13 protein-coding genes and 1 tRNA gene are annotated in these 14,495 nt (G+C 57.2%); 11 read left to right on the top strand and 3 right to left on the bottom strand.

Annotated features, from left to right (window positions below; translation table 11 throughout):
* Positions 1 to 5: 5 nt before the first annotated feature.
* The 4 genes from ACR0D6_RS05025 to ACR0D6_RS05010 all read left to right on the top strand — a co-directional run bounded on the left by ACR0D6_RS05025 (position 6) and on the right by ACR0D6_RS05010 (position 3,658).
* Positions 6 to 1,982, top strand: a complete 1,977-nt coding sequence (locus ACR0D6_RS05025) for an oxidoreductase (RefSeq protein WP_480764692.1) — start codon at positions 6 to 8, stop codon at positions 1,980 to 1,982.
* 169 nt (positions 1,983 to 2,151) lie between these two features.
* Complete coding sequence (locus tag ACR0D6_RS05020) at positions 2,152 to 2,370, top strand: hypothetical protein (protein WP_170651234.1); 219 nt, start codon at positions 2,152 to 2,154, stop codon at positions 2,368 to 2,370.
* Positions 2,371 to 2,618: 248 nt separating this feature from the next.
* A complete protein-coding gene (locus tag ACR0D6_RS05015; RefSeq protein WP_480764691.1) occupies positions 2,619 to 3,245 on the top strand; it encodes a hypothetical protein in 627 nt (208 codons plus the stop codon).
* A 59-nt stretch (positions 3,246 to 3,304) separates the two neighbouring features.
* Complete coding sequence (locus tag ACR0D6_RS05010) at positions 3,305 to 3,658, top strand: MmcQ/YjbR family DNA-binding protein (RefSeq protein ID WP_480764690.1); 354 nt, start codon at positions 3,305 to 3,307, stop codon at positions 3,656 to 3,658.
* Between the two features lie 96 nt (positions 3,659 to 3,754).
* On the opposite strand, the gene ACR0D6_RS05005 is transcribed toward ACR0D6_RS05010, so the two are convergent.
* Positions 3,755 to 4,462 (bottom strand): ORF6N domain-containing protein, encoded by a 708-nt coding sequence (locus ACR0D6_RS05005; RefSeq protein ID WP_480764689.1) that lies wholly within the window; start codon positions 4,460 to 4,462, stop codon positions 3,755 to 3,757.
* Positions 4,463 to 5,250: 788 nt separating this feature from the next.
* Between ACR0D6_RS05005 and ACR0D6_RS05000 the strand changes: the two genes are divergently transcribed.
* Positions 5,251 to 5,811 carry a hypothetical protein gene (locus ACR0D6_RS05000; protein WP_480764688.1) on the top strand — a complete coding sequence of 187 codons (561 nt, stop codon included), beginning with the start codon at positions 5,251 to 5,253 and terminating at the stop codon, positions 5,809 to 5,811.
* 21 nt (positions 5,812 to 5,832) lie between these two features.
* Here ACR0D6_RS05000 and uvrB read toward each other — a convergent pair whose 3' ends face one another.
* Complete coding sequence (gene uvrB, locus ACR0D6_RS04995; protein ID WP_480764687.1) at positions 5,833 to 8,019, bottom strand: excinuclease ABC subunit UvrB; 2,187 nt, start codon at positions 8,017 to 8,019, stop codon at positions 5,833 to 5,835.
* A 331-nt stretch (positions 8,020 to 8,350) separates the two neighbouring features.
* Between uvrB and ACR0D6_RS04990 the strand changes: the two genes are divergently transcribed.
* From ACR0D6_RS04990 to ACR0D6_RS04980, 3 genes are all read left to right on the top strand, one after another.
* Positions 8,351 to 8,662 (top strand): ETC complex I subunit, encoded by a 312-nt coding sequence (locus ACR0D6_RS04990; RefSeq protein WP_170651228.1) that lies wholly within the window; start codon positions 8,351 to 8,353, stop codon positions 8,660 to 8,662.
* Complete coding sequence (locus ACR0D6_RS04985) at positions 8,663 to 9,139, top strand: GNAT family N-acetyltransferase (RefSeq protein ID WP_170651227.1); 477 nt, start codon at positions 8,663 to 8,665, stop codon at positions 9,137 to 9,139. It abuts the gene before it with no gap.
* Positions 9,140 to 9,160: 21 nt separating this feature from the next.
* Positions 9,161 to 9,237: transfer RNA gene (locus ACR0D6_RS04980), tRNA-Arg, on the top strand.
* Between the two features lie 138 nt (positions 9,238 to 9,375).
* Here ACR0D6_RS04980 and ACR0D6_RS04975 read toward each other — a convergent pair.
* Positions 9,376 to 9,798 carry a tellurite resistance TerB family protein gene (locus tag ACR0D6_RS04975; RefSeq protein ID WP_170651226.1) on the bottom strand — a complete coding sequence of 141 codons (423 nt, stop codon included), beginning with the start codon at positions 9,796 to 9,798 and terminating at the stop codon, positions 9,376 to 9,378.
* 224 nt (positions 9,799 to 10,022) lie between these two features.
* On the opposite strand from ACR0D6_RS04975, the gene ACR0D6_RS04970 reads away from it, so the two are divergent.
* The 3 genes from ACR0D6_RS04970 (at position 10,023) to ACR0D6_RS04960 (ending at position 14,474) form a co-directional block, all read left to right on the top strand.
* Entirely contained in the window at positions 10,023 to 11,597 is a 1,575-nt protein-coding gene (locus tag ACR0D6_RS04970) for a lysine--tRNA ligase (protein ID WP_480764686.1), read from the top strand.
* 48 nt (positions 11,598 to 11,645) lie between these two features.
* Complete coding sequence (locus ACR0D6_RS04965; protein WP_480764685.1) at positions 11,646 to 12,047, top strand: DUF4864 domain-containing protein; 402 nt, start codon at positions 11,646 to 11,648, stop codon at positions 12,045 to 12,047.
* 141 nt (positions 12,048 to 12,188) lie between these two features.
* Complete coding sequence (locus ACR0D6_RS04960; protein ID WP_480764684.1) at positions 12,189 to 14,474, top strand: glycosyl hydrolase family 28-related protein; 2,286 nt, start codon at positions 12,189 to 12,191, stop codon at positions 14,472 to 14,474.
* Positions 14,475 to 14,495: the final 21 nt, after the last annotated feature.

The raw sequence follows: 14,495 nt of genomic DNA, 5'->3' as shown, positions 1-14,495 counted from the left end.
CCAGCATGAGCCAGCCCTTTCCGCATCTGTTCAAACCGCTGAACATCAGCGCGACCCGCATACGCAACCGGATCGTATCGACCGGCCATGACACGACCATGCCCACCGATGGCAAGGTCAATGACAGGCTGATTGCATACCACCGCGCCCGTGCAGCCGGCGGTGTCGGGCTAATCGTGACGCAGGTTGTCGGGGTTCACGAAAGTGCCCGCTATACCAGCCATGTCCTGATGGGTACTGACGATGACTGTATCGAGGGGTTCGCCCGTCTGGCCGACGCGGTGCATGCCGAGGGTGCAAAGCTGTTTGTGCAGTTGTTTCATCCCGGTCGGGAAATGACCGAAAGTCTGGACGGTACAGCCCCGGTCGCCTGGGCGCCATCGGTATCCCCCAGCGAACGGTTCCATGTGATCCCGCGCGCCATGACCAGCGAGATGGTCGAAGAGGTGATCGCGGGTTACGGCGCAGCCGCCGCGCGGATGGAGCGGGCCGGGGCTGATGGTGTCGAAATCGTCGCAAGTCACGGATACCTGCCTGCGCAATTCCTGAACACCAACGTGAACCGGCGTACGGACCGTTGGGGCGGAACCGAAGAAAACCGCCGCCGGTTCCTGACCGAAGCCATTGCAAGTGCGCGCGCTGCAACCGGCGCGGATTTTGTCGTCGGTCTGCGTATCTCTGGCAACGAGCAGTACGAAGATGGATCCGACGCCGAAATTTCCCTCGGCGCGATCCGGTCAGCTGCGGATCAGATCGATTATGTATCGCTTGTCGACGGAACGTCGGCAACATTGGGTGGAGCGGTGCATATCGTGCCGCCGATGTTCTACGAACCCGGGTATGTCGCGCCGTTTTCGGCCCGGGTGAAGGCCGCGGTCGATCTGCCGGTGATCGTGACCGGGCGCATCAACCAGCCGCAGGAAGCCGAGGGCATCCTGTCGTCCGGTGCCGCGGACATGTGCGGCATGACGCGCGCGATGATCTGTGATCCTCAGATGCCATCCAAGGCGCAGTCAGGCCATTCTGACGAAATCCGCGCCTGCATCGGTTGCAATCAGGCGTGCATCGGACACTTTCACAAGGGGCATGCGATATCCTGCATCCAGCATCCCGAAAGCGGCAGGGAACTGGAATTCGCCAGCGTCATTGCCGCGCCCGACCCGAAAAAGGTGATGGTCATCGGTGGTGGCCCGGGCGGAATGAAGGCGGCGGCAGCGGCGGCCCTGCGCGGTCACGATGTAACATTGTACGAGGCCGAGCGGCATCTGGGCGGGCAGGTTCGGTTGGCGCAGCTGATACCGCACCGGGCAGAATTCGGTGGTATCATCACCAATCTGGAACGAGAACTTGGAAACTCGGGCGCGCGGGTCAGAACGGGTATCCGCGTGGATGCAGAATTTGTTCGGGCCGAAGCGCCGGATGCCGTGATCCTTGCCACCGGCGCGGAACCGTATTGGCCGGAGAGCTTTCATGATGATGGTGAGGGCCAAACCTGTAACGCCTGGCAGGTTCTGACCAACGAGGTCAACCCCGGCAGCCGTGTTGTGGTCGCAGACTGGAAAGGGGACTGGATCGGTCTGGGCGTGGCTGAGATGCTGGCCCAGGCCGGGTGTCACGTCAGGCTTGCCGTCAACGGGCTGCACGCGGGCGAGGGGCTGCAATCCTATGTGCGTGACGCGACTGTCGCACGTCTGCACGCGCTTGGCGTCGAAATCATACCTTATGCAAGGGTGTTCGGTCGCGACGCGGACAGCGCCTTTTTTCAGCACACCGTGAGCGGTTCCGCGATCGTTCTGGAAGATGTGGACACTCTGGTTCTTGCAATGGGGCATCGCCCAAATGTCGAGCTTGAGGAAACACTGGCAGAATATTCAGGTTCCGTTTTTTCAATCGGTGATTGTCAGATGGCCCGTAGTTGCGAAGAAGCGGTCCTTGAGGGGCTGCTTGCCGCGACAAAGCTGAGTAGCGAGGCAAATGCTTGAAGGCGTCAGGCTTAACCGCCCCTGATTCCACGGTGTTGAGAGTTTTCCTGCCGGTTTCACGGACGCTGATAAGCAAAATTCAGCGCAACCCGGCTTTGCCCAATGCGCGCCACATCTCCGCCCAATTTTACTGCTTCCATGATCGCACCACTTATGAGAGTGCATGGGAATGGCGCTGATAGTAATCTTTCTTGGCAGTATCATCGGAATCCTTTCCGCTATTGGGCGCATGGTCTTTCTGGGCGCATCTGTCTGGCAGGGCGTCGCCACCTACTTGAGTGTCTCGTTCGGAGTGGTCCTTGTGGCTGGTGTTCTGGCCTTTGCCATTTGCAAGCTCAAGTTGCTGGCCAGTGCGCAACCCGCTACCAACCCTCACGTTCCATCCTGAACGCTGGCGATCCTCACTAAAATTTGCCGGAACTATGTGCGGAGATTGCGCACAGCTGTCGCGTTTGCGGTTTCGGGGGAATCTGCGACGGGGTTGAACCCCCCACTGGCAAAGGTTACCAAGACCATCACAATTCCACGAGGCCCCTTCGGTGCGAACGCCGCCTCCGGTGGGCGTAGACACGAGAAATTTGCCAGGTGATAAAACTCAGGCCCAGCATTCTGTTCAAACCGAGACCTTGCCTCGTCGTGGCCAGCAACGGCCGTTCCGGCAGTACGCTGATGTATGAAGCGCTGCGTGAGGCACGCGTTCAGGATACGTGGTGGAAAAAAAAGGCTGGAACCATATTTGAACCCCGCCTTGATCAAGCGTCACTTTCTTACGGGACGGTCGTCAAAACGCACGATTTCCCTGATGCGTTGCGTGGACGTCGCGATGTCAAAGTCGTGTTTTGTTTTGGTCCGACCAGGGATTCTGCGCTTTCGGTGTATTCGACATTGGAACGCTTCGGGGCGGATTGGGTTGAAGAACACCTTTACCATATGAACGCAAAAGGCCCGTTCGAAGACCTGTTCAAATACGACGTTTTGCGCCAGGCCGAGCAAGTAAGGGAGTGGGCAACTTTCGAAGAAGTGCCGGTGTTGTGCGTGCACTATGACGCAATCTGGCGACGGCAAAAGGATATCTCGGAATTTATTGGGTTGGAGTTTGTGCTGCCTGATCGCGTGGGGCGAGAGCCCAAGCAGGTGTCCGAAGAGATTCTGGCGGCGGCGTCAAATGTTTATGATCCGATCGACGCCGTACTGTCTGAGCTGCCCGAGGTTTTCCTTGCATCCAGAAAATTCAAGCCGATCGTCGACCGCCTGCCTTGTTGAGGCATTCATGAACGATGAAAATTTAGTTTTCTACGGGCGCAACAACCGGGAGCGGCGCAATGACCCGTGATGAGTTCAACGCCTTCTGTTCCGGCCTCAAAGCAACCAGTCACGTGGTTCAATGGGGCAATGCGGATGTGTGGAAGGTGGGCGGCAAGGTATTTGCGATCTGCGGGTGGAACGAAGGGCGCGATGCGTTCACTTTCAAGGCGACCGATCTGGCCTTTGAAGTGCTGGGGGACGAACCCGGCATACGCCCGGCCCCCTATCTGGCGTCGCGGGGGATGAAGTGGCTGCAGGTCTATGACGAGCGGGGCATGAGCGATACCTCACTGCGTGAGCATATCGTGACCTCTTATGATCTGGTCGTGGCCAAGCTGACCAAAAAGATGCGGGCCGAGCTGGGGGTTTAAGGCGTTTTGCGTTTTGTCTGAGACAACCTGATCGAAATGCGCGTTCGACCGAAGGGAGAGGCAGCGTATTTCGATTCAAATCAAACGCAAAGCGCTCTAACCCTTCATCGCCTGCAGCAATTCCAGCAGTTGTTTGCGATCATCATCATCCGCGTAATCGCCGGTGGCTAGACGTTCGGCGATGCGCAGGCGCAGGCGTTCCTGCTGGGTCCGGACCTCTTCGCCTGCAGTTTCAGCCAAGGTCTTCATGATCACCGCCACCGCTTGCTGGCGCTTGGTGGTGGGATTGGCGATGTAGTCAACCAGGCTCTGCTGCCCGGAATCGAGGATGTTTTCGGCCAGATCGCGCAGTTGCTCGCCATTGGGCAGCAGCGGGGCAGGGGTGCCGTCGGGGGGGAGAATCTCGGGCAGGCTGCGTGGGGTTTCCGCCAGAGCATTTGCGCCATCGACAAAGGCCTCGGTGATCATCCGGGTGATCTTGATGGCGCGTGGGTCCTTGAACAGGGCCGAGGCGATGGCCACGCCGTAATCCGTATAGACCCACGGATTGACCCGCCGCCCGCCGCGGCCCTTTGGTTTTGAAATCACATTCTGTGATATCAAATCGGCGACCTCGGTGTCGGTGAGTTGAAAGCGGTAGCCTTCGAACAGGTCCTTGTTGCGCGACACGGCCTGATTGAAGGCACTGACGGATTTTCCATAGAACTGCGCCAGATCCTCGGCCAGCACCACGCGGGTGCCGCGCACCCTGTGAATGGCGCTTTGGACCTCATGCGGGCTGGGCAGGTTTTTCGGGTTCGTCATCGTAACCACTTGGAATCACAGGCTGTGATTTCAAACGTGAAGCAGGGCCCGCTGGGCTGCAACCTTGAACTACAGGTGCGGGATGGGAAATCGGGGAAATACGTTGGGTGAAAATGCCCGACCAAATAAGTCAACTATATGTTTTTATTGGATTTTTTGTTGACATGGGTTCGGGGATTCTTATATCCAATCCATACTGAACTCACAGGAACCCAGCTGCAGCAAGCCATCGTAAGCCACAGCACGCAAAAGCCAGCCTCGCGCCAGCAACAGCAAGCAAAAGCCAACGAAAGCCAGCTAACGCCAGCAACAGTCAGCCCCAAGCAAGCAATCGCGCGCCAGAGCCAGGTACCCAGATGAATTCATTTGATTTTCCGGATATGTGTTGCGGTTGGAGTGGGCTGAGCTAGTTCGCAATTTGCTCTGTCAGGCCACGCGCACGCCAAGCTTTCTTTGATTGGCGCTTTGGACTTCATGCGTGCAGGGCAGGGTGATCGGGTTCGTCATGGCAACCGTTTGGAACCACAATTTGTGATTTCAAACGTGGAGGAGGGAGCGCTGGGCTGCAAGTTTGAAATGTGGGGTGTTGAGCATGGGCGACGGTGGCAAGATTGATCAGACAGAAGTGGGCGGTGCTGAGGCGCGGGATGGTGTTAACCCCTTCTTGCGTTTAACACGCTAGCAGTGAAGGGATGGAAAACCGTTTTATGATTCCATGTATTATCAAGGCATTTGCTAAGACTCTTTGAGCATGATACCATAGAAGCGGTTTTTTTGAATGAATTGTTATGGATAACGATAGCATCCCAGCTTTTCAGACGTTTTTGGAGTATGGGCCACTTGGTTTAGCGGGCCTTATGCTCGTTCTCGTCATATATGCGCTCACACTTACAGACATTACCCCCAACAAGAAGAGTATTTTGCAGCAATTTATGTACGTCGGCGCGTTTTGTTTCACTGCATCACTGGTCGCGCAGTTTTTCTCTACAGACGGTGAACACGACTTAGAAATGGTCGTTACTCCACATGACCTGCAAGGAAGCCCGTTTCCGCCACCAGATTTTCGATTGAATGGACGTCGTGTAAGTCGTGACGTGCCAATGACAATCAGGTCTGATACAACTATGATTGTGGATGTAAGTAACGCGTTGGGAGTGTTTTCAACAGTCGCCCAAACAGCGCAGGATCAGGCAGAAGCACTTCGCGAAGTCAATCAGTTAACTGAGGTTTTGAGCCAGGACATCAATCGGCTGCAAGAACAGCCCGACATCGTCGTACCCCAAGATGAAATACGAAACATCGAAGCGATACATAGAAGTATTGAGAACCTTGTGTTGCCTTTTAGGTGATCATTAAAAAGATCGTTAATTTCACCGCTTCCTCCGCTTCACATTCCCACCCCTTTGCCCCGGCCTGCCAGCCGTTGACCGTCCGCGCGATTTCACTGCATCTTCCGAGGCTTTCTCGACCGCCCATTGGCGCGCCATGGGGTCGTCGGCGACGGCCAGATCGACCGCTTCCAGACGTTTGATCTCATCCCGGATGTTGGCGGCCTCTTCGAATTCCAGGTTCTCGGCGGCCTTGCGCATCTGGTCGCGCAGACCGTCCAAATGGGCTTCCAAATTCGCGCCGTGCATCGGTTTGTCGATGGTGGCGGTGACGCGGTTCATGTCGACGTCGCCCTCGTAAAGCCCGGCCAGAACATCCTCGACATTCTTCTTCACCGTCTCGGGCGTAATGCCGTGTTCTTCGTTATAGGCAAGCTGCCTGGAGCGGCGGCGGTTGGTTTCGCTCAGGGCGCGTTCCATGCTGCCGGTGACCTTGTCGGCATACATGATCACTCGCCCGTCGGCATTCCGCGCAGCGCGACCGATGGTCTGGATCAGCGAGGTTTCCGAGCGCAGGAAGCCTTCTTTATCCGCGTCCAGAATGGCGACCAGCCCGCATTCGGGGATATCGAGCCCCTCGCGCAGCAGGTTGATGCCAACCAGCACGTCGAAAGCGCCCAAGCGAAGGTCGCGCAGGATTTCAATGCGCTCCAGCGTGTCGATGTCCGAGTGCATGTAACGGACTTTGATGCCCTGTTCGTGCAGGTATTCGGTCAGGTCCTCGGCCATGCGTTTGGTCAGCGTGGTGACCAGCGTGCGGTAGCCATCGGCGGCGACCTTGCGCACCTCGTCCAGAAGGTCGTCGACCTGCATGGAGACTGGGCGGATTTCGACCTCGGGATCTAAGAGCCCGGTGGGGCGGATCACCTGTTCGGTGAAGACGCCGCCGGTCTGTTCAATCTCCCACTTCGCCGGGGTGGCCGAGACAAAGACGGATTGCGGGCGCATGGCGTCCCATTCCTCGAACTTCAGCGGTCGATTGTCCATGCACGACGGCAGGCGGAACCCGTGTTCGGCCAGCGTGAACTTGCGCCTATAGTCGCCCCGGTACATACCACCGATTTGCGGGACGCTGACGTGGCTTTCATCCGCAAAGACGATGGCGTTGTCAGGGATGAATTCGAACAGGGTCGGGGGTGGTTCACCCGGCGCGCGGCCCGTGAGATAGCGCGAGTAGTTCTCGATCCCGTTGCAGACGCCGGTGGCCTCGAGCATTTCCAGATCGAAGTTGGTGCGCTGTTCCAGACGTTGCGCTTCCAGCAGTTTGCCCTCGCCCACCAGTTGGTCCAGCCGGATGCGCAGTTCCTTTTTGATGCCGATGATCGCCTGCTGCATCGTGGGTTTCGGCGTCACGTAGTGCGAATTCGCATAGACCCGCACATGCTCCATCGTGGCGGCACGCTCGCCAGTCAGGGGATCGAATTCGGTGATCTGTTCCAGTTCTTCGCCAAAGAAGGACAACTTCCACGCGCGGTCCTCAAGGTGGGCGGGCCAGATTTCCAGTGAATCGCCCCGTACGCGGAAAGACCCGCGTTGAAACGCCTGATCGTTGCGGCGGTATTGCTGGGCGACCAGATCAGCCATCACCTGACGCTGATCGTATTCGTTGCCGACCTTCAGGTCCTGCGTCATCGCCCCATAGGTTTCGACTGAGCCGATACCGTAGATGCAAGAGACCGAGGCCACGATGATCACGTCATCCCGTTCGAGCAGCGCCCGGGTGGCCGAGTGGCGCATCCGGTCGATCTGTTCGTTGATCTGCGATTCCTTTTCTATGTAGGTGTCGCTGCGCGGCACATAGGCCTCGGGCTGGTAGTAATCGTAGTAGGACACGAAATACTCGACCGAGTTTTCCGGGAAGAAGCCCTTGAACTCACCATAAAGCTGCGCGGCCAGCGTCTTGTTGGGTGCAAGGATGATCGCCGGGCGCTGGGTTTCCTCGATCACCTTGGCCATGGTGAAGGTCTTGCCCGTACCGGTCGCGCCCAACAGGACCTGATCACGCTCGCCATCCTGCACGCCGCCGGCCAGTTCCTTGATCGCGGTCGGCTGGTCGCCTGCGGGGGCAAATTCGGTGTGCATGACGAATTGCTTGCCGCCCTCGAGCTTCAGGCGGGCGCGGACATCATCAGCCGTCAGCTGGGTCTTGTCGGAATGGGCGTAGGGCATAGGCAAGCTCCGGGTCAGGCCCCTACATTTGTTCTTATTTTGTCCAACTGCAAGACCTGATCCTGTGTCGCATATGCTGAACACCATTTAGTGCAGGTTGTATCGCCGAGTTCCGTTCTGATTGCCCTTTCCGGGTCATAGCTTTTGCATGTTCAACCTGGGTTGGGCCCATCATCTTTCTTACCTCTTCTAGGTATCGTAGTGAGTGATAGAAGACCCTGATGACAGTTTTTGGCATCAGAAAGCACATTCAGCCGCGACAATTGCGATCTTGTCCCCGCCCGAGCTCTGACGCATAAACAAGCCCAGCCAAGCGAGTACGGAGAGCCACATGCGCGCACGGATTTACCAGCCTGCAAGGAATGCAATGACCTCGGGCATGGCCAAGACCCGGAAGTGGGTTCTGGAATACGCCCCCGCCTCGGCGCGCGAAGTTGATCCGCTTATGGGTTGGACGTCGTCGAACGACACGCAGACGCAGGTGCGGCTGAAGTTCGACACCAAGGAAGAGGCGCTTGATTACGCAGCGGACCATGGCATCGAAGTGCAGGTGAGTGAGCCACATAAACGCAAGCCGAATCTGCGCGCCCGGGGATATGGTGAGAATTTCGCCACCGACCGGCGTAGCCCCTGGACCCACTGAATGATCGAAATTCGCGAGGATGACCCAACGTCCGAGGTGATGCGCCCGGTCGTACAGGCGCATTTTGCCCACAGTCAGACGGCGGGACCGGCGGAAAGCAATCACACAATGGATGCCGAGGCCCTGCGCGGGCCGGGAATTCGGTTTTGGGCGCTTTATGATGATGGGCAGCCATTGGGATGTGGGGCGCTGAAATCTTTGCCCGACGGGACGGCAGAAGTGAAATCCGTCCATATCCTGTCTGAAGCGCGCGGGCGCGGATTGGCCAAGGTGATGATGAATCGCCTTGCCGGGATTGCGCAGTCCGAAGGGGTGACCGCGCTGGTTCTGGAAACGGGGGCCGCGCATCTGACGGAATATGATGCCGCGCGCAAACTCTATGAAGCGTTGGGATATTCCTATTGCGGGCCCATCCATGGGTATGAGGATGATCCCAACAGCGCCTTTATGCGCTTGCCTCTTGAACCCCGCCGCTAAAAGCAGCAAGAAAGGCAAAGTGGTCCCGTAGCTCAACTGGATAGAGCAGCTGACTTCTAATCAGCAGGTTGAGGGTTCGAGTCCTTCCGGGATCGCCACTAGTATGAAATGAACAGGTCAGAAGTGGGCCCAGCCTGAGACGGTCGCACAATTTCTGCGGTTGGCTCGCAGGATCGTGCGGCCTTTCAGCTGATTTCTTTGCTGTGGTCTGAGTTGGATTTGCTCGTCAAAACCCGTCAAGTCGCGTGACGTGCCCGCGCACCACGTTCGATGGCGGCGGCGTGCAGCCGGTCGATGTTCAGCTCATACCGAATCTCTTCCAGCAGGCGCAGTTCTGTTTCGGCAAGTTTGCCGTCGGCTGCTGCAACGTCGCATGCAAGCGCATAAGCCGTTTCGTTCAGCCGTTCCGGCAGGTTGTCCCGGATCAGGCCGAACATGGCATCAAGGCCTTCTTCCTGTTCGAACAAATCGAATACAATCTGCGAGACACGCTTCATCCGGTCGATGTCGTATTCGGCAAAAACAGGTAGCATGTTCACCGCAGTTTGGATTTTCACCAGTTCCGCCGTGCGAATATTTTCATCGGATGCTGAAATCGCAACCATGATCGCGACAAGGCAATCCTGCGGGGTCATCGGGTGGGGCGCTTGCTCGGTCATGATATTGTCCTGCTGAATATATTCAGCGCAAGATACGGGCCGCCATGAGGGTGTTCAACTCTAATGCCGCATAAATGCGAAAATTACATAAACAGGGCCGCTGTGCCGGGATTTGCGCTGTTTGCCGGGTCTGGCGATTGACTCATGCTGCGATAGCACAATAGGAGGGTTCGGGCCGGTCGCATGGGGTGATCGGCGCTGTTCCCCGATGGAGATCGAAATCAATGTCTGAACTGCGTGAAACCGCTCTTGCGTCCAAGGCCTGGCCTTTTGAAGAGGCGCGCCGGGTGCTCAAACGCTATCAGAAATCTCCGCCCGAGAAGGGATATGTGCTGTTCCAGACAGGGTATGGCCCCTCGGGGCTGCCGCATATCGGTACGTTCGGCGAAGTGGCCCGGACCTCGATGGTGCGTCATGCCTTTGAACAGATCAGTGACATTCCGACCAGACTGCTGTGTTTTTCGGACGATATGGACGGTTTCCGCAAGGTGCCGACCAATGTTCCGATGCAGGAAGAACTGAAAGAGGATCTGCATCTGCCCCTGACCAAGGTGCGCGATCCGTTCGGCACGCATGAGGGGTTCGCGCAGCACAACAATGCGATGCTGTGTGATTTTCTGGACAGCTTCGGCTTTGAATACGAATTCGCGTCGGCCACCGATTACTACACCTCGGGCCGCTTCGACGAGATGTTGCTGACGGCGCTAGAACGGTTCGACAAGGTTCAGGAAATCATGCTGCCGACCCTTGGGCCTGAGCGGCGCGAGACCTATTCGTGCTTCTTGCCGGTCAGCCCGAAAACCGGGCATGTTTTGCAGGTGCCGACGCTGGAGCGGAATGTGGCCAAGGGCACCATCGTCTATGAAGAGCCGGACGGCGAGAAGGTCGAGATTCCGGTCACTGGCGGTAATGTCAAAATGCAGTGGAAGCCGGACTGGGCCATGCGCTGGGCAGCGCTGGGCGTGGATTATGAGATGTCGGGCAAGGACCTGATCGACTCGGTCACGCAGTCATCGAAAATCTGCCGGGCGCTGGGCAAACAGCCGCCTGAAAGTCTGAGCTATGAGTTGTTCAACGACGAGTTGGGACAGAAAATTTCCAAGTCCAAGGGCAATGGCCTTTCGATGGAGGAATGGCTGACCTATGCGGCGCCCGAAAGCCTGTCCTATTTCATGTACCAGAAGCCCAAGACGGCCAAGCGGTTGTATTTCGACGTGATCCCGAAGGCGGTTGACGAATATCACCAGCAGTTGCGCGCCTATCCGGGGCAGGAGCTGAAGGCACAGCTGAACAATCCTGTATGGCATATCCATGGTGGTCAGGTGCCTGAATCCACCCTGATGGTGCCGTTTGCGATGCTGTTGAACCTCGCGTCCGTATCGGGTGCCGAGGATAAAGAGACGCTGTGGGGTTTTGTCCGTCGTTATGCACCCGAGGCAACCGCCGAGACGCATCCTGATCTGGATCAGGCGGCTGGCTTTGCCGTGCGGTACTTCAACGACTTTGTTAAACCGACGCGCCAGCACCGTGCCCCAACCGATCAGGAACGCGAGGCGCTGGAGGCGTTGAAGACCGCATTGCAGGCCTATGACGGGCCGATCGAGGATGAGGCGCTGCAATCCGTTGTCTATTCGATCGGACGTGAACGGTTTGACCCGATGCGGGGTTGGTTCACGGCGCTTTATGAAGTTCTGTTGGGCGCAAGTCAGGGCCCGCGATTTGGTGGCTTCATCGCGCTATATGGCGTGCCGGAAACCGTTGCTCTGATCGACAAGGCGCTGGCCGGAGAGCTGGTCTGATTTGACCTGAATTCACATGGGGCTACCTGACCGACAGGAGGTGGCCCCATGCGTCGTTTCATGTTTGCAGTTGCTCTGTGGTTTACAGTGGTCGCGCCTGCATGGGCTCAGAACGCCGAGATCGAGGCGAACATCAAGGCGCAGATGAGGGCCTTCGAGGCGGATGATTTCGCGACGGCCTTTACCTTTGCAAGCCCGAATATCCAGCAGTTCTTTCGCACGCCCGAGAACTTTGGCGCGATGGTCAGAAATGGCTACCCCATGGTTTGGCGACCGGCCGATGTGCGATTTCTGGAATTACGCGAAATCGCAGGCGCGCTTTGGCAGAAAGTCATGGTCATCGACGGGGCAGGGCAGGTTCATCTTTTGGATTACCAGATGATCGAACTGGAAAACGGCTGGAGGATCAATGCAGTGCAGATCCTTGGCGTTTCGGACCCGGCGGCCTGACGCAACACCACCGTCACGATGATATGAGCACCGGTTAATCCCTTTCAGATACCCAAAAGCCCGCGTTCGGGAATGGCCCGGACCCGGCCAACGACGTGCGTCGGCATGCGGGTGCCGCGCAACTGCGAAAGGGATTTTTTTATGAACAAGGCAATCACCGATGGCATCGTTTTCATGCCGCCTGCGTTTGTGAACGGACTGGATGTATGGTCAAGCGGCGACGGGACCGCCGGTTCGCCCAGCTATCAGGGATCTGGCATCGGAAATTTTGCCCCTTCCGATTCTCATTTCGGCGGTTGTCTGGAGCTGATCAAGGTCAGCGCCACCCAGCAGCTGCGATACATGGGGCAGACACCTTTGCTGCCGGGGTGTTACCTGCGCGTAACTGCGCGTGTGAAGGCGGTCAGTGGGCCACTGCCGGTTGTACGGATTGCAGGTTGGGCTGGCGGTGCGGGTGACGCTCATGTCGCCGGTCTGATCGAAAAAGGCCCGGCGATTCAGCTGACGAACTACGGTGAGGTGACCGAGGTGACCGCGATCGTCGGCACAGGGTATAGGCCCGGTGTTGATATGTCGTGGGGGACTCAGGCCCTGTACGGACATTTCGGTCTGAACCTCGAAGGGCCGAATGGCTCGGTAGTGCGGGTGGACGACATCCAGATCACGGATGTTACCAAAGTGTTCCTGCGCGATATGCTCGGTGTTGTCGATGTGCGCGACTTTGGCGCGGTCGGTGATGGCGTGGCCGACGACTCGGCTGCTTTCGAGGCAGCGGATCAGGCCGCCAACGGTCGCCGTGTCTTTGTCTCGAAGGGGACATACTTTCTGGGCGAAACGACAAGCATCAATTCGGAAATCGAGTTTGAAGGCACGGTTACGATGCCTGCGGACAAGATTTTTCTTTTGACCAAAAGCTTCGATCTGCCGACCTATGTCGCAGCTTTCGGCGACGAGTCACTGGCCTTTCGCAAGGCCTTTCAGGCGTTGCTGAACAATTCGGATCACGAATCGCTTGATATGGGCGGGCTCAAGATCGCGGTCAGCGAACCGATCGATATGCAGGCGGCGGTGCCGAACAAAACCAGCTATGCTACCCGTCGGGTGATCCGCAACGGCCAACTGGATGCACAAGACAGCAACAGTTGGAATACGGTTTTCTATAATTCGGTCGCAACCTATCAACCGAGCGATCCCTACAAGCTGAAAAATGTGGCTAATATCGCGAATATCCCGGTTGGCTCATTGCTGCGCGGCAGCGGTGTCGGGCGCGAGATCTATGTCCGCTCCAAGAACGAAGGCGCAGGTGAGATTACGCTGAGCGGACAGCTGTTTGGCGGAGGCGGCACGCAGAACTATGAATTTCGTAACCAGAAATATCTGCTGGACTTCAAGGGATTTAGTTCGCTTCAGAAATTCGGCATGGAGGGTGTAGAGTTTCAGTGCAATGGCCGTTGCAGTGCCATCCGTCTGGCCCCCTCTGGCTCAACCTTTTCGCTGAAGGATTGCTTTATCAGCCGGCCAAAGAACCGCGGGATCACTTCGATCGGAAGCGGGTGTCAGGGTATGCTGATCGACGGGTGCCAGTTCTTGTCGTCGGAGGACGCCAAGCCGGTGCCGGACCGCACCACCATTGCCCTGAACGCCAATGCCAACGATATCAAGCTGCGCCACAACCGGGCCACCCGGTTCCGCCATTTTGCAGTGCTGGGCGGGGCCAACAACATGGTTCTGGGAAATCACTTCTTTCAGGGTGATTCCGTTGCAAACGGCGTGCGCACGGCCGGTCTGGTCATGATCGGTACCTACAGCAGTTCGACCATCGCCGAGAATTACGTCGACAACTGTCATATCGAATGGACAAACGAGCGTGATCAGTTTCCGGACTTTACCACCGGATTTTCGTTCAGCGCCATGAGCGTCACCGACAACATCTTTCTGTCCGGCGATGTTGCGCCGTGGTTCAGCTATATTGTGGTCCGTCCTTACGGGACCGGTCATTTCCTTAATGGTTTTTCGGTCACCGGAAACAAGTTCCGATCGATAAATGGGAAAATAACCCGGGCCGAACGGATCGATACCACGTATGCAGGGCTGGATTTGAACCGAACCACGCATGTGCAGTTCGAAGGTAACACCTATCACAACGTGACGCACAAAAGCTCCAACCCGCTGCGCGTGATCCACAGTCAGAACACGGCTGCGTTGAGTTGGACCGTTGGTTCGGAGGGAAATTTACCGTTCGGCGCCCGCGCCAGAGGGTGCGACAGCGTTGTGGCCCATGGTCCACTTCGTAATGGGAACAACGCGGTCCGGTATGCGACACAATATGTGGACCTGCAGCAGGGCAGCAGTGGTGATCAGGTGCGCTTGAACTGGTCTGATGCCGTGAAGGGTAAGGTCTCTGTCACGATGCGGATTGATGTCTGACACACCTTTATTTCAGGTCGC

The organism is Ruegeria sp. BJ6, from assembly GCF_056537885.1.
This window is presented reverse-complemented; position numbering and strand designations above follow the sequence as displayed.

Coding starts and splice junctions, on each gene's coding strand:
- ACR0D6_RS05025 (WP_480764692.1), top strand. CDS start 6: ATGAGCCAGCCCTTTCCGCATCTGTTCAAACCGCTGAACATCAGCGCG.
- ACR0D6_RS05020 (WP_170651234.1), top strand. CDS start 2,152: ATGGCGCTGATAGTAATCTTTCTTGGCAGTATCATCGGAATCCTTTCC.
- ACR0D6_RS05010 (WP_480764690.1), top strand. CDS start 3,305: ATGACCCGTGATGAGTTCAACGCCTTCTGTTCCGGCCTCAAAGCAACC.
- ACR0D6_RS05005 (WP_480764689.1), bottom strand. CDS start 4,462: ATGACGAACCCGAAAAACCTGCCCAGCCCGCATGAGGTCCAAAGCGCC.
- ACR0D6_RS05000 (WP_480764688.1), top strand. CDS start 5,251: ATGGATAACGATAGCATCCCAGCTTTTCAGACGTTTTTGGAGTATGGG.
- uvrB (WP_480764687.1), bottom strand. CDS start 8,019: ATGCCCTACGCCCATTCCGACAAGACCCAGCTGACGGCTGATGATGTC.
- ACR0D6_RS04990 (WP_170651228.1), top strand. CDS start 8,351: ATGCGCGCACGGATTTACCAGCCTGCAAGGAATGCAATGACCTCGGGC.
- ACR0D6_RS04985 (WP_170651227.1), top strand. CDS start 8,663: ATGATCGAAATTCGCGAGGATGACCCAACGTCCGAGGTGATGCGCCCG.
- ACR0D6_RS04975 (WP_170651226.1), bottom strand. CDS start 9,798: ATGACCGAGCAAGCGCCCCACCCGATGACCCCGCAGGATTGCCTTGTC.
- ACR0D6_RS04970 (WP_480764686.1), top strand. CDS start 10,023: ATGTCTGAACTGCGTGAAACCGCTCTTGCGTCCAAGGCCTGGCCTTTT.
- ACR0D6_RS04965 (WP_480764685.1), top strand. CDS start 11,646: ATGCGTCGTTTCATGTTTGCAGTTGCTCTGTGGTTTACAGTGGTCGCG.
- ACR0D6_RS04960 (WP_480764684.1), top strand. CDS start 12,189: ATGAACAAGGCAATCACCGATGGCATCGTTTTCATGCCGCCTGCGTTT.